The sequence below is a fragment of the Rhizobium sp. CIAT894 genome (genome assembly GCF_000172795.2).
GTDB lineage: Bacteria > Pseudomonadota > Alphaproteobacteria > Rhizobiales > Rhizobiaceae > Rhizobium.
Map to the genome: position 1 here is coordinate 257,538 of NZ_CP020951.1, position 20,560 is coordinate 278,097.

Here is a 20,560-nt window from a genome sequence, read left to right on the forward strand (position 1 = left end):
GCGTCCGCGACGCTAAGGACTCTTTCACGCGAAAGACTTCGCGTGGCTGGATTCCTGTGACAAGCACAGGAATGAGGGCGAGGTTGTGGCCCGCCTACCTTTACTCAGTCATAGAAGCATCAAGCCTCTGATTCAACGCCAGAACATTGACGGTGGGTTCGCCGAGAAGGCCGAGTTCGCGGGCCTGGACGGCGCCGTCGACCAGCGCCTTGACCTTGGCTTCATCCAGGTTCCGCGCCTTGGCGACACGAGCCACCTGGAAGTAGGCGGCCTCCGGCGAAATATGGGGATCGAGGCCGCTGCCCGAGGCGGTGACGAGGTCGGCGGGCACCTGGACAGTCGGGTTTTCCGCCTTGGCCGCCTCGTAGTCGCTCTTGACGCGGTCGATCAGTTTCTGGCTGGTCGGGCCGAGGTTCGAGCCGCTGGAGGCGGCGGCATTGTAGCCGTCGCCGGCGGCCGAGGGGCGGCCGTGGAAATATTTGTCCGACGTGAAGGCCTGGCCGATCAGGGTCGAGCCGATCACCTGGCCGTTCTTCTCGACCAGACTGCCGTTCGCTTGGGCGGGGAAGAGGGCCTGGGCCGCCCCGGTCATGGCGAGCGGGTAGAGAAGGCCGGTGATGGCGGTGGTGGCGACGATCATGACGACGGCCGGACGCAATTCTTTCAACATGTTCTTACTCCTTGGAGTGTTCAGGCGGAGACCGGTTCCGGCGAGGAACCGGGTCTTCCGCTAGGCGAGGCCGAGGGCTGCGATGGCCATGTCGATCGCCTTGATGCCGATGAAGGGAACGAGGATGCCGCCGAGGCCGTAGATCAGCAGGTTGCGTGACAGAAGCGCGCCGGCGCCGATCGGCCGGTAACGCACGCCCTTCAGCGACAGCGGGATCAGCGCGATGATGATCAGCGCGTTGAAGATGATCGCCGAGAGGATGGCGCTTTGCGGCGTCGACAGTCCCATGACGTTGAGCACGCCGAGCTGCGGGTAGAAGGTCAGGAACATCGCCGGGATGATGGCGAAGTATTTGGCGATGTCGTTGGCGATCGAGAAGGTCGTCAGCGCGCCGCGCGTCATCAGCAGTTGCTTGCCGATCTCGACGATCTCGATGAGCTTGGTCGGGTCGCTATCGAGATCGACCATGTTGCCGGCCTCGCGGGCGGCGACCGTGCCGGTGTTCATAGCGACGCCGACATCGGCCTGGGCGAGCGCCGGCGCATCGTTGGTGCCGTCGCCGCACATGGCGACCAGCTTGCCCTTGGCCTGCTCCTCGCGCATCAGCGCCAGTTTCATCTCCGGGGTCGCCTGGGCGAGGAAATCGTCGACGCCGGCCTCGGCGGCGATGGCCGCTGCCGTCAGCGGGTTGTCGCCCGTGATCATCACGGTGCGGATGCCCATGCGGCGCAGCTCCGTGAAGCGTTCGCGGATGCCACCCTTGACGATATCCTTCAACTGGATGATGCCGAGCAGCCGGCCGTCGCGGGCGACGGCGAGCGGCGTGCCGCCCGATTTGGCGACCTCGTCGGCGATCGACTGCAGTTCGCGCACGACCTCGCTGCCGTTTTTCGAAGGCGCGTCGCCATTGACATAGGTCAGCACGGCATCGACCGCACCCTTGCGGATCGCGGCGCCTTCAAGATCGACGCCGCTCATGCGGCTCTGGGCGGTGAAGGGCACGAAGGTCGCCTTGAGGCTCGCCATGTCGCGGCCGCGGATCGCATATTTCTCCTTGGCGAGCACGACGATGGAACGTCCCTCAGGCGTCTCGTCGGCCAGCGAGGCAAGCTGGGCGGCGTCGGCAAGATCCTGTTCGGAGACGCCGCGCACCGGGCGGAAGCTCGTCGCCTGGCGGTTGCCGAGGGTGATCGTGCCCGTCTTGTCGAGCAGCAGCGTATCGACGTCGCCGGCGGCTTCGACGGCGCGGCCGGACATGGCGAGCACGTTGAAGCGGACGAGACGGTCCATGCCGGCAATGCCGATCGCCGACAGCAGCGCGCCGATCGTCGTCGGGATCAGGGTGACGAAGAGGGCGACGAGCACGATGATCGGGATCGAGCCGCCGGCATAGATGGCAAAGCTCGGGATCGTCGCGGTGGCGAGCACGAAGATCAACGTCATGCCGGCCAGCAGAATGTTGAGCGCGATCTCGTTCGGCGTCTTCTGGCGTTCCGCACCTTCGACCAGCGCGATCATCCGGTCGATGAAAGTCGAGCCGGCGGCGGCGGTGATGCGGACGCGGATCCAGTCGGACAGCACCTGGGTGCCGCCGGTGACCGCCGAGCGATCGCCGCCGGATTCGCGGATGACCGGGGCGGATTCGCCGGTGATTGCCGCTTCATTGACGGAGGCGACACCTTCGATGACTTCGCCGTCCGAGGGGATGATGTCGCCGGCCTCGACGAGCACGATATCGCCGACCTTGAGGCTGGTGCCCGGCACCATGCGATAGTCGCTGCCATTGTTGGTCAGCAGCTTGGCCTGGGTTTCGGTGCGCGCCTTGCGCAGCGAATCCGCCTGCGCCTTGCCGCGGCCTTCGGCGACGGCTTCGGCGAAATTGGCAAAGAGCACGGTGAACCAGAGCCAGAGATTGATCTGGAAGGAGAAGCCGAGATTGCCGTTGCCGGCGACGAGGTCGCGTAGAAAGAGCACGGTGGTCAGCACCGAGACCGTGGCCACCACGAACATGACCGGGTTTCGGGCGAGTGCGCGCGGATCGAGCTTTTTAAAGGCGGCGCCCGCTGCCGGAATGAGGATGCGAGAATCGACGATGCTCGCGGATTTTGCCTGGCTCATAAGAGACTCCAGCTTGAAACGAGGATGGCGAAGGACCCCGGCGATGCAGGGTCGGGCATCGCCTCAGAAGGTTTGTCCGGCAATCGCGACCAGGTGTTCGACGATCGGGCCGAGGGCCAGCGCCGGGAAGAAGGTCAGGCCGCCGACAATCAGGATGGTGCCAACGAGCAGGCCGACGAAGAGCGGGCCGTCGGTCGGGAAGGTGCCTGCCGAGGCCGGAACCGTCTTCTTGACGATCAGCGAGCCGGCGATGGCAAGCGCCGGGATGATCACCAGGAAGCGGCCGGCGAGCATGCCGATGCCGAGGGTGATGTTGTACCAGGGCGTATTGCCCGTCAGGCCGCCGAAAGCCGAGCCGTTATTGGCCGCAGCCGAGGTGTAGGCATAGAGGATTTCGGAGAAGCCGTGCGGGCCGGCGGTGCCGACCGAAGCGACGGCCGACGGCAGCACCGTGGCGATCGCGGTGAAGACGAGCATGGCGAGCGGCAGGCAGAGGATGGCGAGGACAGCCATTTTCATTTCCTTCGCCTCGATCTTCTTGCCAAGATATTCCGGCGTGCGGCCGACCATCAGGCCGGCAACGAAGACGGCGACGATAATGAACAGCAGGATGCCGTAGAAGCCGGCGCCGACACCGCCGACGATGATCTCGCCGAGCTGCATGTTGATCAGCGGAATGAGGCCGCCGAGCGCGGTGAACGAGCCGTGCATCGCGTTGACCGCGCCGCAGGAGGCGGCCGTGGTGATAACCGCAAAGAGCGAGGACAGGGCGACGCCGAAGCGGACTTCCTTGCCTTCCATATTACCGCCGCCAAGACCGAAGGCGTGCATCAGCGGGTTGCCGGCGGCTTCCGCCCAATAGGTGACGATGACCCCGGCGAGGAACAGCACGCCCATCGTGGCGAGGATCGCCCAACCCTGGCGCTGATTGCCGACCATGCGGCCGAAGACGTTGGTCAGCGCCGCACCGATCGCGAAGATCGAAACCATCTGGATGAGGTTGGAGATCGCATCGGGGTTTTCGAACGGATGGGCGGAGTTGGCGTTGAAGAAGCCGCCGCCATTGGTACCGAGCATCTTGATCGCAAGCTGCGAGGCGACGGGGCCGACGGCAATCGTCTGCTGTGCGCCTTCGAGTGTCGTTGCATTGACATAGGGGCCGAGCGTTTGCGGCACGCCGAGATAGACGAAGACGATGGTCAGCACGATGCAGATCGGCAGCAGGATGTAGAAGGTGCCGCGGATCATATCGACCCAGAAATTACCGATCGCCTTGCCCGAGGCGCGCGAGAAGGCGCGGATGAAAGCGACCGCGATCGCCATGCCGGTCGCGGCGGACAGGAAGTTCTGCACCGTGAAGCCGGCCATCTGGGTGAGATACGACATGGTGCTTTCGCCGCCATAGTTCTGCCAGTTGGTATTTGTGGGAAAGCTGACGGCGGTATTGAAGGAAAGGTCCGGCGGAACGGCGGCCATGCCGACCGGATTATAGGGCAGGACGTCCTGCAGGCGCAGGAGCGCGTAGAGGACGAGGACGCCGAGCAGGTTGAACATCAGCATCGCGAAGGCATAGGAGGTCCAATGCTGCTCTTCGCGTTCGCTGGTGCCGGCAATGCGGTAAAGCCCCCGTTCGATCGGAACGAGGACGGGTGACAGGAATGTGCGCTCGCCGTTGTAGACACGGGTCATGTAACCGCCGAGCGGTTTGACGAGCACGAGGACGATCCCGCAATAAAGCAGGATCTGAAGCCATCCGTTGAGGGTCATGGAGGTAAACTTTCAATACCCGGCTGGCTCCCGGTCGCGCGTGAGCGACATCAGAAGCGCCGGTTCTCTTTAAAAGCGTTCTGGGCGAAGGAGAGCGTAGGTGAGGTAAACGGTGAGAAACACGGTTACGGCACCGCTCAAGAGATAATCGAGGGTCATCGTCGTTTCTCCGGTCACAGCCTGTCGCAGGCTCTGGTGTAGGCAAAGCACAGCGCGAAGAATATGATCGCGGTGCCAAGCAGAATGATATCCATCATGATCGTGACTCCTGTTGCTTTCTTGGAGTCAGACAAGACAAAGGGCGCCCCTCCCTTGGAAGGGCCGCCTTTCATGCTTTCTGGCGTGGAGAGGATCGTTCGATCTCTCGGGCATGAATATGGAGCCGAAGGCCATAAAGGTTCGAGACGGGCGGGGGTCCGTCAATATAAAAATCTTATAAATGCTTTTCAGCGAACGGGCTCAAGGATCGACCCGGAACCGGTATTGGCCTTCGGCGCTGCGGCCGTCCATCGAGAGGACGCGCCAGTCGACCGTATAGAGGCCGGGCGCCATGGCAGGATCGAGCGGAATCTTGAAGATCGATCCCTCGGGACCGGAGAGAAACGGCTTGCCGGTGGGCAGCGCCGTACCCTCGGCATTGAGCAGCACGGCCGTCGAACGGGCAAGATCGACCGGGCCGGTGAAGGTGAGTTCGAGGTTGGCCGGCGCCAACCTTACTTCCTGCTGCTGCGGCGGAAGAGAGGCTTGTTCCAGGGCCGCAGACGCCTCACTTGCGATGAAGAGAAGGGAGACAAACAGACAGAATGACGCGATCGACTTCATGATGGTCTTCCTTATCGTGCCGACCCGCATGTGCCCGGAGCCGTCATGCTTCCGTGACGCCATGCCGACGCATCACTTTAACGCTGCGGGGGAGGATTTCGATCCCTAGTTTTTGCGATAACGCGCGCCGGCCGCGGCCGGGGACCTTTCGGCAGCGCGGCGATCAGATCCACAAGCCGCTGCCAGAATTGCCGGATTGACCTTGATATCGTCGGGCCGGAAGACCGCTTTCCGCCGGCATTGTCGTGATCGTTCTTCATCGCTCTCTGCCTGTCCTCATGGTCTGGATCTCGAATGCAAAATGTACTCTCCGATGGCCCCGGCTGGAATCATACGGAGGTCTTGGAAGGCAAATCTTTCGGATTATGGAAAATGGGCATTTCATCATATGTTGAGCAAAAGCTTGGTCTCAACGATTGAATTGCCGCGCCTTACAGTCTTATAGTCGCTTCAACGGCACGCGATGAACCGCGGGGCAATAGGGAAGGAAACCGATCATGACCAAAGTCCGTGCGCTGGTGCTGGAGCGCCAGCATGAGCTTGCGCTTCGCGATATCGATCTGCCGCTCGAAACCGGTCCCGGCGAGGTGAAAATCAGGATCCATACGGTCGGTGTCTGCGGTTCCGATGTCCATTATTATACCCACGGCAAGATCGGCCCCTTCATCGTCAACGCGCCGATGGTGCTCGGCCATGAGGCGGCCGGCACGGTGGTCGAGGTCGGGGCCGGTGTGACGCATCTGAACGTCGGCGACCGCGTCTGCATGGAGCCGGGCATTCCCGATCCGAATTCCAAGGCAAGCCGGCTCGGCATGTATAATATCGACCCGGCCGTGACCTTCTGGGCGACGCCGCCGGTCCATGGCGTGCTGACGCCCGAAGTCGTGCATCCCGCCAATTACACGTTCAAGCTGCCCGACAATGTCAGCTTCGCCGAAGGCGCGATGGTCGAGCCCTTCGCCGTCGGCATGCAGGCGGCGAGCAAGGCGAAGATTACACCAGGCGATACCGCGATCGTGCTTGGCGCCGGGCCGATCGGCACGATGGTGGCGATCGCCGCTCTTGCAGGCGGCTGCGCCCGGGCGATCGTCGCCGATCTCGCCCAGCCGAAGCTCGATATATCAGCGCAATATCAGGGCGTCATTCCGGTCAATATTCGCGAGACGAACCTGATCGAGGAGGTTGGCCGGCTGACGGACGGCTGGGGTGCCGATGTCGTCTTCGAATGCTCCGGTTCGCCGAAGGCCTGGGAGACGATCATGGCGCTGCCGCGCCCGGGCGGCGTCATCGTCGCCGTCGGCCTGCCGGTCAACCCTGTTGGTTTCGACGTCTCCACGGCCTCGACCAAGGAGATCCGCATCGAGACGGTGTTCCGCTACGCGCACCAGTATGAGCGCTCGATCGCGCTGCTCGCCTCGGGGCGCGTGGACCTGAAGCCGCTGATATCGGAGACCTTCACGTTCGCGGATTCGATCAAGGCCTTCGATCGCGCCGTCGAGGCGAGGCCGAGCGACGTCAAGCTGCAGATCGTGATGGAGTAGGGCGCCGCGCCACTTCTATGAGTGCCCGGCGCTCGGTCTCATCTTGCGAAAGGCAAGGGCCGCAGCCGCGACGACAGCCGCGGCGCCGATGGCCACCAGCAGATGCCGGTGAAGGGAAAGGTGGCCCAATATCTGCTCGATGCCGTGCCCGAACAAATAGCCGAGCGCGGTGAAAAGCTGTCCCCACACCAGCGCGGCTGCGGCGTTCAAGACGACGAATTTTCCGGTCGGTATCCGCGTCGTTCCGATGACGACAGGGCTGATCGTCCGCAACCCGACAAGGAAACGAAAGGCAAGGATGAAGCCTGTCGGATATTTTTCCAGAAGTTCGGTAACGCGGGCGAGCGCCGGCTTTTCCATCAGCCGCCGCACGAGGCTCCAGCGGGCCGCGTAACGACCGGCGAGGAACCACAATTGATCGCCGGCGAAAGATCCGGCCGTGGCCGCGAGCGACGCCGACCAATAGGGCAGCAGCCCGCGGTGGGAAATCACGCCGCCGAGGAAGGCGGCCGTTTCGCCTTCGAAGGCGGCGCCCAGAAAGATCGCCAGCAGGCCGTAATTTTCGATCAGCAGTTCGATAGACATGACGGCTCGCCCTCACCTGTTCCCGAAGCGTCAGGTCACCGTCAAACGGGCTTCAGATCGCCAAGCAGCGTTGGGATCAGCTCCGACACTGTCGGATGGATCGGCACCGACCATTGCAAGGCCGGATAGGTCGTGCCCGCATTCATCGCGTCGATAAGCCCATGGATCACCTCGTCGCCCTCGATGCCCAATATCGCCGCGCCGAGGATCTGCTTGGTCTCGGCGTCGGCAATCACCTTCATGAAGCCCTTGGTCTCGCCGCGCTCGTTGGCGCGGCCAACGCGGCTCATCGGCCGGGTCGAGACCATGATCCTGCGTCCCGACTCCCGCGCCTGCTTCTCCGTCATGCCGACGCGGCCGAGGGGCGGGTCGATATAGAGCGCATAGGCCGGGATGCGGCTCGAAACTTTGCGGTCGTCGCCATCGAGCAGGTTGGCGGCGGCGATCTCGAAATCATTGTAGGAGGTGTGGGTGAAGGCGCCGTGGCCGTTGCAGTCGCCGAGCGCCCAGATGCCCTCGACATTGGTGGCGAGCCTGTCGTCGACCGTGATGAAGCCGCGTTTGTCGGTGGCGACGCCGGCGACATCGAGGCCGAGATCGTCGGTATTCGGTTTGCGGCCGGTGGCGATCAGCACATGGCTCGCATCGATCGTCGCCGAGCCGGCGGTGACGCTCACGCCGCTGCCGTTGCTGGCGAAGGCGATCTTATCGGCGTCGGTGTGGACGCCGATGCCTTCCGAACGCAGGATCTCGGCGATCACGTCCGATATATCCTCGTCCTCGCGCGATGCGAGCTTCGGCCCGTGTTCGATGACGCTGACTTCGGCGCCGAAGCGGCGATACATCTGCGCAAATTCCAGGCCGATATAGCTGCCGCCGATCACCGCCAGATGCCGCGGCAGCCTATCGACATGGATGATCGAGGTGCTGGTGAGGTAGTCGATATCATTGATACCGGGCAGCTCGGGAATGACGGGCCGCGCGCCGACATTCAGGAAGATGCGCGGCGCCGTCAGTGTCTCGCCGTTGACGCTGACGGTCTTCGGGCTCTCGAAACGGGCGTGGCCGTAGATCACGCTCATGCCGTCCATGCCGCCGAGCCAGCCGATCAGGCCGTTGCGGGCATTCATCGTCACCGTTTCGGCCCGGGCTCTCACCACCTTCATGTCGACGGCGATCTCACCGGGGATATTGACGCCATAGGCGGCACCGTTTCTCGCGACATGGGCGGCGCGGGCGCTGGCGACCAGCGTCTTCGTCGGCATGCAGCCGGCATTGACGCAGGTGCCGCCGAGGAATTTGCGCTCGATCAGCGCCACTTTCATGCCCTTGTCGACCATGCGGGCGGCAAGCGACGGGCCGGCCTGGCCGGCGCCGATGACGATGGCATCGAAGCTCTTCATGACACGGCCCCCACGATCAGCACCGCGCCGATGACCGCGACGGCATCCTCGATGAGAGCGGCCGGCAGGTCCCTGCCGAAGGAGCCGGCAAGCTTGGCGCGGACGGCCGCCCCGCCATAGGTGCCGATCACGGCGCCGATCACGCCGGCGACCAGCCCGCCGAACAGCAGGCTGCTGGCGGCCCCGATCGCAGCACCCGACAGCGCCCCCGAGACGATACGGGCACCGAATTGCATCGGCACCTTGCGCGAGGGCGTAGACGGCAGCTGGTCGGCGATCAGTTCGACGATGGCGAGAACCGTGAAGATCCACGGTGTCCACCGATACCCCAGGAAGGCAAGCGGCGTCTGCGACACGTCGAACCAGCCGAGTGCCGCGCCCCAGGCGACGGCGGCCGGCGCCGTCATGGTGCGAAGGCCGGAGATGACACCGATCAGCAATGCAAGAAGCAGAAACATGCGTGATCCCCCTCATTGCCGGCTTCGTGCCGCCAGAGGGAAGGTTGCATATTGTCAGGCGCGTGGCAATTCGCCTTGCCGCGCCGGAGATTTAGTTCGCAAAGGCGGCGATGCCGGTGATTGCGCGGCCGATGATCAGCGCATGGATGTCGTGCGTGCCCTCGTAGGTGTTGACCACTTCGAGGTTGACGAGATGGCGGGCAATGCCGAATTCGTCGGAGATGCCGTTGCCGCCGAGCATGTCGCGGGACGCCCTCGCGATCTCAAGGGCCTTGCCGCAGCTGTTGCGCTTGAGGATCGAGGTCAGCTCCACCGGCGGATGGCCTTCCTCCTTCATGCGGCCGAGCCGCAGGCAGCCTTGCAGGCCGAGCGAGATCTCCGCCGCCATGTCGGCGAGCTTCTTCTGGATCAGTTGGTTGGCCGCGAGCGGCCGGCCGAACTGCTTGCGCTCCAGCGTATATTGCCGTGCTCTTGCATAACAATCCTCGGCAGCACCGAGCGCGCCCCAGGCGATGCCGAAACGGGCCGAGTTGAGGCAGGTGAACGGCCCCTTGAGGCCGGTGACACCGGGCAGGAGATTTTCCTCGGGCACGAAGACCCCGTCCATCACCACTTCGCCGGTGATCGAGGCGCGCAGGCCGACCTTGCCGTGGATGGCGGGCGCCGAAAGCCCCTTCCAGCCCTTTTCGAGGATGAAGCCGCGGATGAGCCCGTCCTCGGTCTTGGCCCAGACGACGAAGACATCGGCGATCGGCGCGTTCGAGATCCAGGTCTTCGAGCCGGTCAGGCTGTAGCCGCCGTCGACTTTTTTCGCGCGTGTCGCCATCGAGCCGGGATCGGAGCCGTGATCGGGTTCGGTCAGGCCGAAGCAGCCGATCCATTCGCCGGTTGCAAGTTTCGGCAGGTATTTCAGCTTCTGCGCCTCGGACCCGAAGGTTTCGATCGGCACCATGACCAGCGACGACTGCACGCTCATCATCGAACGATAGCCGCTGTCGACCCGCTCGACCTCGCGGGCGATCAGGCCGTAGGCGGTATAACCGAGGCCGGCGCCGCCGTAATCGGGCGAGATCGTCGGGCCGAGCAGGCCGAGCGCGCCCATTTCGCGGAAGATTTCGGGATCGGTCTTTTCATTGCGGAAGGCGTCGAGAACGCGCGGCGCAAGCTTTTCCTGCGCATAGGCATGGGCCGTATCCTGCACCATGCGCTCTTCGTCGGTCAGCTGCTCCGACAGCCGGAACGGGTCGGCCCAGTCGAAAACCTCGCGCGTATGCTGCATGTCGGCGTCTCCTCACCATTAATTCAGGCTTGCCTCATCCAAGGTCGCATAGACCCGCCAGCCGAGCGCGTCAACTAAAGGCGACCCTCTCGAAAAGACAGGGACCGCCATCTTTTCAAAAGCGTCGGCATGATCCACTTTGCCCGCGATCGATTCTGGAACGAGGAGACGGAAATGTCGTCAAGCGATCTGTTCGTATCGGCCGAAGGCGCCGAATGGGTCAATCCCGAGCCCGGCGTTACCAGGCGCATCATGACCTATCTGCCCGAGATGATGATGGTGGAAGTGGCCTTCGAAAGCGGCGCCGTCGGTGCGGCCCATTCGCATCCGCATATCCAGGCAAGTTATGTCGCCGAGGGCAGCTTCGAAGTGACGATCGATGGCCGCACGGAGGTGCTCAAGCAGGGCGGCAGCTTCATCGTGCCGCCCAATCTCGTCCACGGCGTCAAGGCGCTGGAAAAGGGCCGGCTGATCGATGCGTTCACCCCGCATCGGGCCGAATTCCTGAAATAGTCAGGTTTCCACTTCCGATCGGCGCACCGGGCCGGCTGGCGTGACATAGGGCGGCACGAAGCGCGCATCCTCGCCGCGCACCGCCTCGCGCAGGAAGTCGATGACGGCGCGCACGCGCGGCGCCTGTTTCAGGTCGCGGTGGCAGGTGATCCAGTACTGGCGCTTGAGGTCGATCTCCGCGGGCAGCACCCGCACGAGCTCGGGATAACGGCTGGCGAAAAAATAGGGCAGGATGCAGAGGCCGAGGCCGTTTCGGGTGGCGGTCAGCTGGGCGAAGATGCTGGAGCTCTGGAATTGCGGCTTGATGCGCGGATGCACATCGCTGAGATAATCCAGCCCCGGCGCGAAAATCATCTCCTCGATATAGCTGACGAAGGGATGCTCAAGCAGGTCCTCGCGGCGGGTGATCGCGGGCGCCTTTGCCAGATAGTCGCGCGAGCCGTAGATCTGCAGATGATAGTCCGTCAGCTTCTCGGCGAAATAAGGCCCGCCCTTCGGCTCATCGAGCACGACGGAAAGATCGGCTTCCTTGCGCGACAGCGACATGATCTGCTGGATCGTCACCAGCTCGAGCGACAGATGCGGATGCTGCGCGGCAAACCGCGGCAGCACGGTGGCGAAGAAGAAATTGGCAAAACCCTCCGGCGCGCTGAGGCGCACCAGGCCGCGCTGCGCCATCGAGCCATCGGCAAGGTCGGCGCGCAGCCGCTCGGTCTCCTGCTCCATCCGCTCGGCCGTTTCGACGAAGCGCGTGCCCATGGCCGTCAGCACATAGCCGCGCGGATTGCGCTCGAAGAGCTTGACCTTCAGGGTGAATTCCAGCCGGTCGATGCGCCGCGAAACCGTGGCATGACTGGAACGCAGCTGGCGTGCCGCCGTCGAGAGCTGTCCGGTGCGGGCGACGGCTAGAAAAAACTGAAGATCGTCCCAAGTAAACTGCGGTGGATTGGTCATCGCCGTCCCCATCTGTTCAAAAACGAACAGATACTGTTTGGAATTAGTTGTAAACCACCCGTTGCTTCAACGAGGAATTTCCATGATCGTAGGGCGAGGTTCGCCGTTCTGAGGAGTGCGGCTGGCCAAATCTGAACAGATCCGCAATTTGGCTCATCTCTGGGAGGAGAGAATATGCGTAAGAATCTCATTGCATCGGTTGCATTTCTGCTTGCAAGCAGCACAGCGGTGCTCGCGCAGAGCGCGACCGACGGCAAGGTCAAGATCGGCATTCTGAACGACCAGTCGGGCGTCTATGCCGATTTCGGCGGCAAGTCTTCCGTCGAGGCCGCCAAGATGGCGGTCGAGGATTTCGGCGGCAAGGTATTGGGCGTTCCGGTCGAGATCGTCGATGCCGATCACCAGAACAAGCCGGATATCGCCTCCAACATCGCTCGCCAGTGGTATGACACCGAGCAGGTGGACGCGATCATGGAACTGACGACCTCGTCGGTGGCGCTCGCCGTCCAGGCGATTGCCAAGGAAAAGAAGAAGATCGACATCGTCACCGGTGCAGCGACGACGGATCTGACCGGCAAGGCGTGCTCGCCCTACGGCTTCCATTGGGCCTACGACACCCATGCGCTCGCCGTCGGCACCGGCGGCGCGCTCGTCAAGCAGGGCGGCGACAGCTGGTTCTTTCTGACCGCCGATTATGCCTTCGGCTATTCGCTGGAGCAGCAGACCACCGACTATGTCAAGGCGAGCGGCGGCACGGTCGTCGGCGCCGTCCGCCATCCGCTGTCGACCCAGGATTTCTCCTCCTTCCTGCTGCAGGCGCAATCATCAGGCGCCAAGGTGATCGGCCTTGCCAATGCCGGCCTCGACACCTCGAACGCCATCAAGCAGGCGGCCGAATTCGGCATCACCCAGGGCGGCCAGCATCTGGCGGCGCTGCTCTTCACGCTTGCCGAAGTCCACGGCCTCGGCCTCGAGGCGGCGCAGGGCCTGACGCTGACGGAAGGCTTCTACTGGAACCGCGACGACGAAAGCCGCGCCTTCGCCAAGAAGTTCTTCGCCCGCACCGGCAAGATGCCGAACATGATCCACACCGGCACCTATTCGGCGGTGACGCAATATCTGAAGGCGGTGCAGAAGGCCGGCACCGACGATACGGAAGCCGTCGCCAAGCTGCTGCATGAAATGCCCGTCGACGACGTCTTCGGCCGCGGCGGCACGGTCGGCGCCAACGGCCGCATGATCCACGACATGTACCTGCTGCAGGTCAAGAAGCCGGCCGACAGCAAGGAGCCGTGGGATTACTTCAACGTTCTCGCCACCATTCCCGGCAAGGAGGCCTATATCGATCCCGCCAAGAGCGGCTGCGATCTGGTGAAGTAAGCGCGATGGCGGTTTCCGCGATTGAAACGCAGGCAAAGCCGCGGGTGGTGCTTTCCGCCCGCGGCCTGCGCCGCGATTTCGGTGGCTTCACGGCCGTCAAGAACGTCAATCTCGACGTGCATGACGCCAGCGTGCATGCGCTGATCGGCCCGAACGGCGCCGGCAAGACAACGGTCTTCAACCTGCTGACCAAGTTCCTGCAGCCGACGGCGGGCTCGATCACGCTGATGGGCACCGACATCACCGGAACGCCGCCCGACAGGGTGGCGCGCATGGGGCTGGTGCGCTCCTTCCAGATCTCGGCGGTCTTCCCGCATCTGTCCGTGCTCGACAATGTGCGCGTGGCGCTGCAGCGGCCGAACAATCTTTCCACGCAGTTCTGGCGGCCGCTTTCGGCGCTCGACCGGCTGAACGAGCGCGCCGAGCAGTTGCTCGCCAGCGTCGGGCTGTCCAAGGAGCGCGATCATCTCGCCGCCGATCTTTCCTATGGCCGCAAGCGGGTGCTGGAGATCGCCACGACGCTGGCGCTCGATCCGAAAGTGCTGCTGCTCGACGAGCCGATGGCCGGCATGGGGCATGAGGATGTCGGCGTCGTCTCGGCGATCATCCGCGACGTCGCCCGCGACCGGGCGGTGCTGATGGTCGAGCACAATCTCTCCGTCGTCGCCAATATCTGTCAGCATGTCACCGTGCTGCAGCGCGGCGAGATCCTCGCCGAAGGCGACTATGCCACCGTCAGCCAGGACGAGCGCGTCCGTGTGGCCTATATGGGCACGGAGGAGCATTGATGGCCGCTCTGCTCGAAGTCCAGGGCCTCAACGCCTGGTACGGCGAAAGCCATATATTGCACGGCGTCGACATGCATGTCGGCGAAGGCGAGACGATCACCATTCTCGGCCGCAACGGCGTCGGCAAGACGACGACGCTGCGCACCATCACCGGCATCGTGCGGGCCCGCAAGGGCAGGATCAGCTTTGCCGGCAGCGACATGATGCAGGTGCCGCTGCACAAGACGGCGCATCGCGGCATAGGCTTCGTGCCGGAGGAGCGCGGCATCTTTTCCACGCTCACCGTTTCGGAAAACCTGTTGCTGCCGCCTGTCGTGGCGAACGGCGGCATGACGCTCGACGAGATCTACGAGCTTTTTCCCAATCTCTACGAGCGCCGCGGCAGCCCGGGCACTAAACTCTCAGGCGGCGAGCAGCAGATGCTGGCGATCGCCCGGATTCTGCGCACCGGTGTGCGGCTGCTCATCCTCGACGAACCGACGGAAGGGCTTGCCCCCGTCATCGTCCAGCGCATCGGCGACGTGCTGAAGAAACTCAAGGAGCGCGGCATGACGATCCTGCTCGTCGAGCAGAATTTCCGTTTCGCCAGCCGTATTGCCGATCGCTTCTATCTGATGGATCATGGGCAGATGGTGTCGGAATTCCCGGTCGGCGAACTGCCGCAGCGCATGGATACGCTGCACAAGGTTCTGGGAGTTTAGGTATGATGATGACCTTCGGATATTCTTCCGGGATATTGGGCGTCAACATCTCCTCCCTCATTCCTGTGCTCGGGCGCGACCCGAGCGATGTCACAGGAATCCAGCCGGCCCAAGTCTTTGGGCCGAAACGACTCCTTCGCGCCGCAGACGCGGCGCTGCTGGATTCCTGTGACGAGCACAGGAATGAGGGAAGCGTAGAGGACTGCGCATGGCCGGCCTCGAACTTCACCTCGGGAGTATGACCAGATGACGATGATCTTCGGCATTCCCCTGCAGGCGCTGCTCGGCCAGCTGTTGATCGGCCTGATCAACGGCTCGTTCTATGCGCTGCTGAGCCTCGGCCTCGCCATCATTTTCGGCCTGCTCAGGGTGATCAACTTCGCCCATGGCGCGCAATATATGCTCGGCGCCTTCGTCGCCTATCTGCTGCTCACCTATGCCGGCATCGGCTACTGGCCGTCGCTGATCCTGGCGCCCGTCATCGTCGGGCTTGCCGGTGCCGTCATCGAGCGGCTGTTCCTGCGCCGGCTCTACGATCTCGATCCGCTCTACGGCCTGCTCTTCACCTTCGGGCTGGCGCTCGCGGTCGAAGGCACCTTCCGCTATCTCTACGGCTCGTCCGGCCAGCCCTATGCGACGCCGGCAGCGCTTGCTGGCGGGGCCAATCTCGGCTTCATGTTCCTGCCGATCTATCGCGGCTGGGTGGTCGTCGTCTCGCTGGTCGTCTGCCTCGGCACATGGCTGCTGATCGAAAAGACCAAGCTCGGCGCCTATCTCAGGGCCGCCACCGAAAACGCCGTGCTGGTGCAGGTCTTCGGCGTCAACGTGCCGGTGCTGCTGACGCTGACCTATGCGCTCGGCGCCGGTCTTGCCGCCTTTGCCGGCGTGCTGGCGGCGCCGATCTACCAGGTCTCGCCGTTGATGGGCTCGAACATGATCATCGTCGTCTTCGCCGTGGTCGTTGTCGGCGGCATGGGATCGATCATGGGCGCGATCATCACCGGTTATGTGCTCGGCATCGCCGAAGGCCTGACCAAGGTCTTCTATCCCGAGGCTTCCAACATCGTGATCTTCGTCATCATGGCGATCGTGCTTCTCATCAGGCCCGCGGGCCTCTTCGGCCGGGATGCTTGACATGGCTGACATCACCGACACCATCCGAACGGAAAAAAGCCGGACCGCCCTATCGGTGCAGGCGGGCTTCCTGCTCGTGGGACTGCTGCTTCTGCTGCTGGCGCCGTTCTTCTTCTATCCGATCTTCCTGATGAAGCTGCTCTGCTTCGCGCTCTTTGCCTGTGCCTTCAACCTGCTGCTCGGCTATACCGGCCTGCTTTCCTTCGGCCATGCCACCTTCTTCGGCGGTGCGGCCTATTTCACCGCCTATACGGTGAAAGCATGGGGGCTGCCGCCGGAACTCGGCATCCTGGTCGGCGTGGCGGGTGCGGCCTTTCTCGGCCTGATCATGGGTTTCTTCGCGATCCGCCGCCAGGGCATCTATTTCGCGATGATCACGCTGGCGCTGTCGCAGATGTTCTTCTTCTTCTGTCTGCAGGCAAAGTTCACCGAAGGCGAGGACGGCATCCAGTCGGTGCCGCGCGGTCACCTGTTCGGCGTCATCGATCTGAACAGCTCGACCAATATGTATTATTTCGTGCTGGCGGTTTTCCTGATCGGCGTGCTGATCATCTGGCGTTTCATCAATTCGCCCTTCGGCATGATCCTGAAATCGATCCGCGAAAACGAGCAACGGGCGATCTCGCTCGGCTATTCCGTGGCGCGCTACAAGCTCGGGGCCTTCGTCATGTCGGCGGCGCTGGCCGGGCTTGCGGGCGCAGTGAAATCGATCGTCTTCCAGTTCGCGACGCTCACCGACGTCGCCTGGCAGATGTCGGGTGAGGTGATCCTGATGACGCTGCTTGGCGGCATCGGCACGCTGATCGGCCCGCTCTTCGGCGCCGGGCTGGTGGTGGCGCTGGAAAACTACCTCGCCACCTCGGAATTCCCGGTGACGATCATCACCGGCATCGTCTTCATGGTCTGCGTACTGATCTTCCGCCGCGGCGTCATCGGCGAATTCTACGCCTCGCGGCTGGGGCGGAAGCTGGGTTTTGTTTATCGCCGCTGAATGGGCGAACCTCTTCCCGTCCTCGGGGAGGGGAAGCGGCGAGCATCTGGAGTTCGTGCAGGGCGCATATGGATCGTTACGACTACATCATCATCGGGGCGGGCAGCGCCGGCTGCGTGCTCGCCAACCGCTTATCCGCCGACGGCAGGAGCCGGGTGCTGCTATTGGAAGCCGGCGGCAGCGACAATTACCACTGGATCCATATCCCGGTCGGCTATCTCTACTGCATCAACAATCCTCGCACCGACTGGTGCTTCACCACGGCGCCGGAAGCGGGGCTGAACGGCCGGGCGCTGAGTTATCCCCGCGGCAAGGTGCTCGGCGGCTGCTCGTCGATCAACGGCATGATCTATATGCGCGGCCAGGCGCGCGATTACGATCTCTGGCGCCAGATGGGCTGCGCCGGCTGGGGCTGGGACGACGTTCTGCCCTTCTTCATGAAGTCCGAGGATTTTTATCGCGGCGCCGACGACATGCATGGGGCGGGCGGCGAATGGCGCATCGAGAAGGCGCGGGTGCGCTGGGCCGTGCTCGACGCCTTCCAGCAGGCGGCGAGGGAAGCAGGGATTCCGGAGACGGCGGATTTCAACCGCGGCAGCAACGAGGGTTCCGGCTATTTCGACGTCAACCAGCGGTCCGGCATTCGCTGGAACACTTCCAAGGCCTTTCTGCGCCCAGCAATGAAGCGCGCCAACCTGACCGTTTTGACCAAGGCGCAGGTCCGCCGGCTGCTGCTGGAGGAGGGCACTGTTGCCGGCGTCGAGTTCCAGCACGACGGTGTTGCCAAGCGCGCCTATGCGGCCAGGGAAACCATCCTTTCCGCCGGCTCGATCGGCTCGCCGCATATTCTGGAACTGTCCGGCATCGGCAAAGGCGAGGTGCTGCGCCGGGCTGGCGTCGACGTTCTTGCCGAGGTGAAGGGCGTCGGCGAGAACCTGCAGGACCATCTGCAATTGCGCCTGGCCTACAAGGTGACGGGCGTTCCGACGTTGAACGAGAAGGCGACGAAGCTGATTGGCAAGGCGGCGATCGGGCTCGAATATCTCGTCCGCCGCTCCGGGCCGATGGCGATGGCGCCGAGCCAGCTCGGCATCTTCACCCGCTCGGGTCCGGACCGGGAAACGCCTGATCTGCAATATCACGTGCAGCCGGTCTCGCTGGAGAAGTTCGGCGATCCCGTCCATCCCTTCCCGGCGATCACCGCGAGCGTCTGCAATCTGAGGCCTGAAAGCCGGGGTTCGGTGCATTTGTCGAGCCCGGATTTTGCCGCCCAGCCGACGATCAGCCCGAAATACCTCTCGACGCAGCGCGATCGTGACATAGCTGTCCGTTCCATACGGTTGACGCGCAGGATCGTCGCGCAGCCTTCGTTCGCCCGCTTCCGGCCGGAGGAGTTCAAGCCGGGGCCGGCCTACCAGACCGAGGCCGATCTGGAGCGGGCGGCGGGCGATATCGGCACGACGATTTTCCATCCCGTCGGCACCTGCCGCATGGGCGCCGACCGGGACAGCGTCGTCGATCCCCGGCTGAAACTGCGCGCGCTCGGCAAGCTCAGGATCGCCGACGCCTCGGTGATGCCGTCGATCACCTCGGGCAACACCAATTCGCCGACCATCATGATCGCCGAAAAGGCGGCCGCGATGATCCTTGAAGACAATCGATAGGAGAAGACCATGGCAAGGATCGCATTCATCGGATTGGGCAACATGGGCGGGCCGATGGCGGCCAATCTCGTCAAATCAGGTCACGAAGTCCTTGGCTTCGATCTCGCCGCTCCCGTGCTGAAGGTGGCCGAGGCGAGCGGCGTCAAAGCGGCGAGCCACGCCAGCCAAGCGGTGAAGGACGCCGAAATCGTCATCACGATGCTGCCGCAGGGCAAACACGTGCTGACGGCCTGGACCGACATCCTGCAGACGGCTGCGCAGGACACGCTTGTCATCGATTGTTCCACAATCGATGTCGACAGCAGCCGCAAGGCGCATGAGATGGCCAAGGCCGCAGGCTGCCCGTCGCTTGACGCGCCCGTCTCCGGCGGCACGGGCGGGGCGACCGCGGGCACGTTGACCTTCATGGCGGGCGGCTCGGACGAGGCCTTCGCCCGGGCGAAGCCGATCCTCGAGGCGATGGGCAAAAAGATCGTCCATTGCGGCGAGGCGGGTGCCGGCCAGGCGGCAAAGATCTGCAACAACATGATCCTCGGCATTTCGATGATTGGCGTCTGTGAAGGCTTCGTGCTTGCCGAGAAACTCGGCCTCTCGCATCAGGCGCTGTTCGACGTCGCCTCCACCTCGTCGGGCCAGTGCTGGGCGATCAATACTTATTGCCCGGTACCGGGACCCGTGCCGACCTCGCCTGCCAACAACGGTTACAAGCCGGGTTTTGCCGCAGCGCTGATGCTGAAGGATCTCAGGCTGTCGCAGGAGGCGGCGCTGGCGAGCGGTGCGTCCACGCCGATGGGTGCGGAAGCGGCCCAGCTTTTCGCGCTCTTCGAAAAGCAGGGCAATGGCGGACGGGATTTTTCCGCCATCATCGAGATGTTCCGCGAAAAGGTATAGCCGACGGCCTACAGGAGATAGCTGACCGGCTCTTTGCGCACCGGATGCGGGAAGACGCCCATGCCGACGCCGAAAATCGAATGCAGCGTGTCGGCCTGCATGATCTCGGCGGGCGTGCCTTCGGCGGTGATCCGGCCGCGGCTGAGCGCGACGATCGCGTCGCAGTAACGCGCGGCAAGATTGATATCGTGCAGCACGATGACGACGGTCAACCCGCGTTCGTGGCTGAGATCCTGCACCAGGGAGAGAACGCTTGCCTGGTGGGCGAGGTCGAGTGCCGATGTCGGTTCGTCGAGCAGCAGGCAGCGGGCATCCTGGGCGAGCATCATGGCGATCCAGGCGCGCTGGCGTTCGCCGCCGGACATGTTGGCGACGGGACGATCGGCAAAGTCCTCAAGCTCGGTGCGGGCGATGGCTTCCTCGACCTTGCTGCGATCCGTTGCGGTGAAGCGGCCGAGGGTGCCGTGCCAGGGAAAACGGCCGAGCGCCACCAGTTCGCCCACGGTCATCCCGTCGGTCGCCGGGGTGAATTGGGGCATATAGGCGACGTGTCGGGCAAATTCCCGTGCGCCCCAGTCCGCCGCCGCCTTGCCGCCGAAGGAGATGGCGCCGGATTGCGGCGCGACCTGCCGGGCGATGATCTTCAAAAGCGTGCTTTTGCCGGAGCCGTTCGGGCCGACCAGACCGTAGATGCGGCCCTGATCGAGGGTCAGGTCGATGCCATGGAGGATCGGCTTCGGCCCAATGGCATAGGTGATGTCAGACAGGGCAAGGAAAGACGAAGGCATGGTCTGCTCCAGGTTCCGCATGGCAGGTTCCTGCAAAACTAAACCTGGATTGTCAACTTAACATTTTCTGCCGAGCGTGAAGACGGCCATGCGGGCATGGTCGCCACCGCAGC

General features: G+C 63.5%; 21 protein-coding genes. 10 read left to right on the forward strand and 11 right to left on the reverse strand.

What is annotated here, in order from left to right; translation table 11 throughout:
- Positions 1-100 precede the first annotated feature (100 nt).
- The 5 genes from kdpC to RHEC894_RS27595 form a co-directional block, all read right to left on the reverse strand.
- On the reverse strand, positions 101-670 hold the full coding sequence (gene kdpC / locus RHEC894_RS27575; protein WP_085739894.1) for a potassium-transporting ATPase subunit KdpC: 570 nt from the start codon (positions 668-670) through the stop codon (positions 101-103).
- A 60-nt stretch (positions 671-730) separates the two neighbouring features.
- Positions 731-2,788 (reverse strand): potassium-transporting ATPase subunit KdpB, encoded by a 2,058-nt coding sequence (kdpB, locus tag RHEC894_RS27580; RefSeq protein ID WP_085739895.1) that lies wholly within the window; start codon positions 2,786-2,788, stop codon positions 731-733.
- A 63-nt stretch (positions 2,789-2,851) separates the two neighbouring features.
- Positions 2,852-4,555, reverse strand: a complete 1,704-nt coding sequence (gene kdpA / locus RHEC894_RS27585) for a potassium-transporting ATPase subunit KdpA (protein WP_085739896.1) — start codon at positions 4,553-4,555, stop codon at positions 2,852-2,854.
- Between the two features lie 69 nt (positions 4,556-4,624).
- The gene (kdpF, locus tag RHEC894_RS27590; RefSeq protein ID WP_085739897.1) at positions 4,625-4,714 is read right to left on the reverse strand and encodes a K(+)-transporting ATPase subunit F; all 90 of its coding nucleotides are present in this window, start codon (positions 4,712-4,714) and stop codon (positions 4,625-4,627) included.
- A 300-nt stretch (positions 4,715-5,014) separates the two neighbouring features.
- Positions 5,015-5,377, reverse strand: coding sequence for a copper resistance protein CopC (locus RHEC894_RS27595; RefSeq protein WP_085739898.1), 363 nt, complete (start codon positions 5,375-5,377; stop codon positions 5,015-5,017).
- A gap of 497 nt (positions 5,378-5,874) precedes the next feature.
- Here RHEC894_RS27595 and RHEC894_RS27605 point away from each other — a divergent pair, with 497 nt between their 5' ends.
- Positions 5,875-6,918, forward strand: coding sequence for an NAD(P)-dependent alcohol dehydrogenase (locus RHEC894_RS27605; protein ID WP_085739900.1), 1,044 nt, complete (start codon positions 5,875-5,877; stop codon positions 6,916-6,918).
- Between the two features lie 15 nt (positions 6,919-6,933).
- Here RHEC894_RS27605 and RHEC894_RS27610 read toward each other — a convergent pair whose 3' ends face one another.
- The 4 genes from RHEC894_RS27610 to RHEC894_RS27625 form a co-directional block, all read right to left on the reverse strand.
- On the reverse strand, positions 6,934-7,503 hold the full coding sequence (locus RHEC894_RS27610; protein ID WP_085739901.1) for a DedA family protein: 570 nt from the start codon (positions 7,501-7,503) through the stop codon (positions 6,934-6,936).
- 41 nt (positions 7,504-7,544) lie between these two features.
- Positions 7,545-8,906, reverse strand: a complete 1,362-nt coding sequence (locus RHEC894_RS27615; protein WP_085739902.1) for an FAD-containing oxidoreductase — start codon at positions 8,904-8,906, stop codon at positions 7,545-7,547.
- Positions 8,903-9,364 carry a DUF4126 family protein gene (locus RHEC894_RS27620; RefSeq protein WP_085739903.1) on the reverse strand — a complete coding sequence of 154 codons (462 nt, stop codon included), beginning with the start codon at positions 9,362-9,364 and terminating at the stop codon, positions 8,903-8,905. The genes RHEC894_RS27615 and RHEC894_RS27620 overlap by 4 nt, the downstream gene beginning before the upstream one ends.
- 91 nt (positions 9,365-9,455) lie before the next feature.
- On the reverse strand, positions 9,456-10,643 hold the full coding sequence (locus RHEC894_RS27625; protein WP_085739904.1) for an acyl-CoA dehydrogenase: 1,188 nt from the start codon (positions 10,641-10,643) through the stop codon (positions 9,456-9,458).
- Positions 10,644-10,817: 174 nt separating this feature from the next.
- On the opposite strand from RHEC894_RS27625, the gene RHEC894_RS27630 reads away from it, so the two are divergent.
- Positions 10,818-11,156 carry a cupin domain-containing protein gene (locus RHEC894_RS27630; RefSeq protein WP_085740139.1) on the forward strand — a complete coding sequence of 113 codons (339 nt, stop codon included), beginning with the start codon at positions 10,818-10,820 and terminating at the stop codon, positions 11,154-11,156.
- Here the strand turns inward: RHEC894_RS27630 and RHEC894_RS27635 are convergent, their stop codons facing one another.
- Complete coding sequence (locus tag RHEC894_RS27635; protein WP_085740140.1) at positions 11,157-12,110, reverse strand: LysR family transcriptional regulator; 954 nt, start codon at positions 12,108-12,110, stop codon at positions 11,157-11,159. It abuts the gene before it with no gap.
- Between the two features lie 174 nt (positions 12,111-12,284).
- Here RHEC894_RS27635 and RHEC894_RS27640 point away from each other — a divergent pair, with 174 nt between their 5' ends.
- The 8 genes from RHEC894_RS27640 (at position 12,285) to mmsB (ending at position 19,659) form a co-directional block, all read left to right on the forward strand.
- A complete protein-coding gene (locus RHEC894_RS27640) occupies positions 12,285-13,490 on the forward strand; it encodes an ABC transporter substrate-binding protein (protein WP_085739905.1) in 1,206 nt (401 codons plus the stop codon).
- A gap of 5 nt (positions 13,491-13,495) precedes the next feature.
- Positions 13,496-14,278, forward strand: coding sequence for an ABC transporter ATP-binding protein (locus tag RHEC894_RS27645; RefSeq protein ID WP_085739906.1), 783 nt, complete (start codon positions 13,496-13,498; stop codon positions 14,276-14,278).
- On the forward strand, positions 14,278-14,979 hold the full coding sequence (locus RHEC894_RS27650) for an ABC transporter ATP-binding protein (RefSeq protein WP_085739907.1): 702 nt from the start codon (positions 14,278-14,280) through the stop codon (positions 14,977-14,979). The genes RHEC894_RS27645 and RHEC894_RS27650 overlap by 1 nt, the downstream gene beginning before the upstream one ends.
- Before the next feature lie 2 nt (positions 14,980-14,981).
- Positions 14,982-15,221 (forward strand): hypothetical protein, encoded by a 240-nt coding sequence (locus RHEC894_RS33175; RefSeq protein WP_164517724.1) that lies wholly within the window; start codon positions 14,982-14,984, stop codon positions 15,219-15,221.
- A gap of 4 nt (positions 15,222-15,225) precedes the next feature.
- The gene (locus tag RHEC894_RS27660) at positions 15,226-16,113 is read left to right on the forward strand and encodes a branched-chain amino acid ABC transporter permease (RefSeq protein WP_085739908.1); all 888 of its coding nucleotides are present in this window, start codon (positions 15,226-15,228) and stop codon (positions 16,111-16,113) included.
- Position 16,114: 1 nt separating this feature from the next.
- On the forward strand, positions 16,115-17,104 hold the full coding sequence (locus RHEC894_RS27665) for a branched-chain amino acid ABC transporter permease (protein WP_085739909.1): 990 nt from the start codon (positions 16,115-16,117) through the stop codon (positions 17,102-17,104).
- 68 nt (positions 17,105-17,172) lie between these two features.
- Positions 17,173-18,768: a GMC family oxidoreductase N-terminal domain-containing protein gene (locus RHEC894_RS27670; RefSeq protein ID WP_085739910.1), complete on the forward strand. Its 1,596-nt coding sequence runs from the start codon at positions 17,173-17,175 to the stop codon at positions 18,766-18,768.
- 9 nt (positions 18,769-18,777) lie between these two features.
- On the forward strand, positions 18,778-19,659 hold the full coding sequence (mmsB, locus tag RHEC894_RS27675; RefSeq protein WP_085739911.1) for a 3-hydroxyisobutyrate dehydrogenase: 882 nt from the start codon (positions 18,778-18,780) through the stop codon (positions 19,657-19,659).
- An 8-nt stretch (positions 19,660-19,667) separates the two neighbouring features.
- On the opposite strand, the gene RHEC894_RS27680 is transcribed toward mmsB, so the two are convergent.
- Positions 19,668-20,447, reverse strand: coding sequence for an ATP-binding cassette domain-containing protein (locus RHEC894_RS27680; protein ID WP_085740142.1), 780 nt, complete (start codon positions 20,445-20,447; stop codon positions 19,668-19,670).
- Between the last annotated feature and the right edge of the window lie 113 nt (positions 20,448-20,560).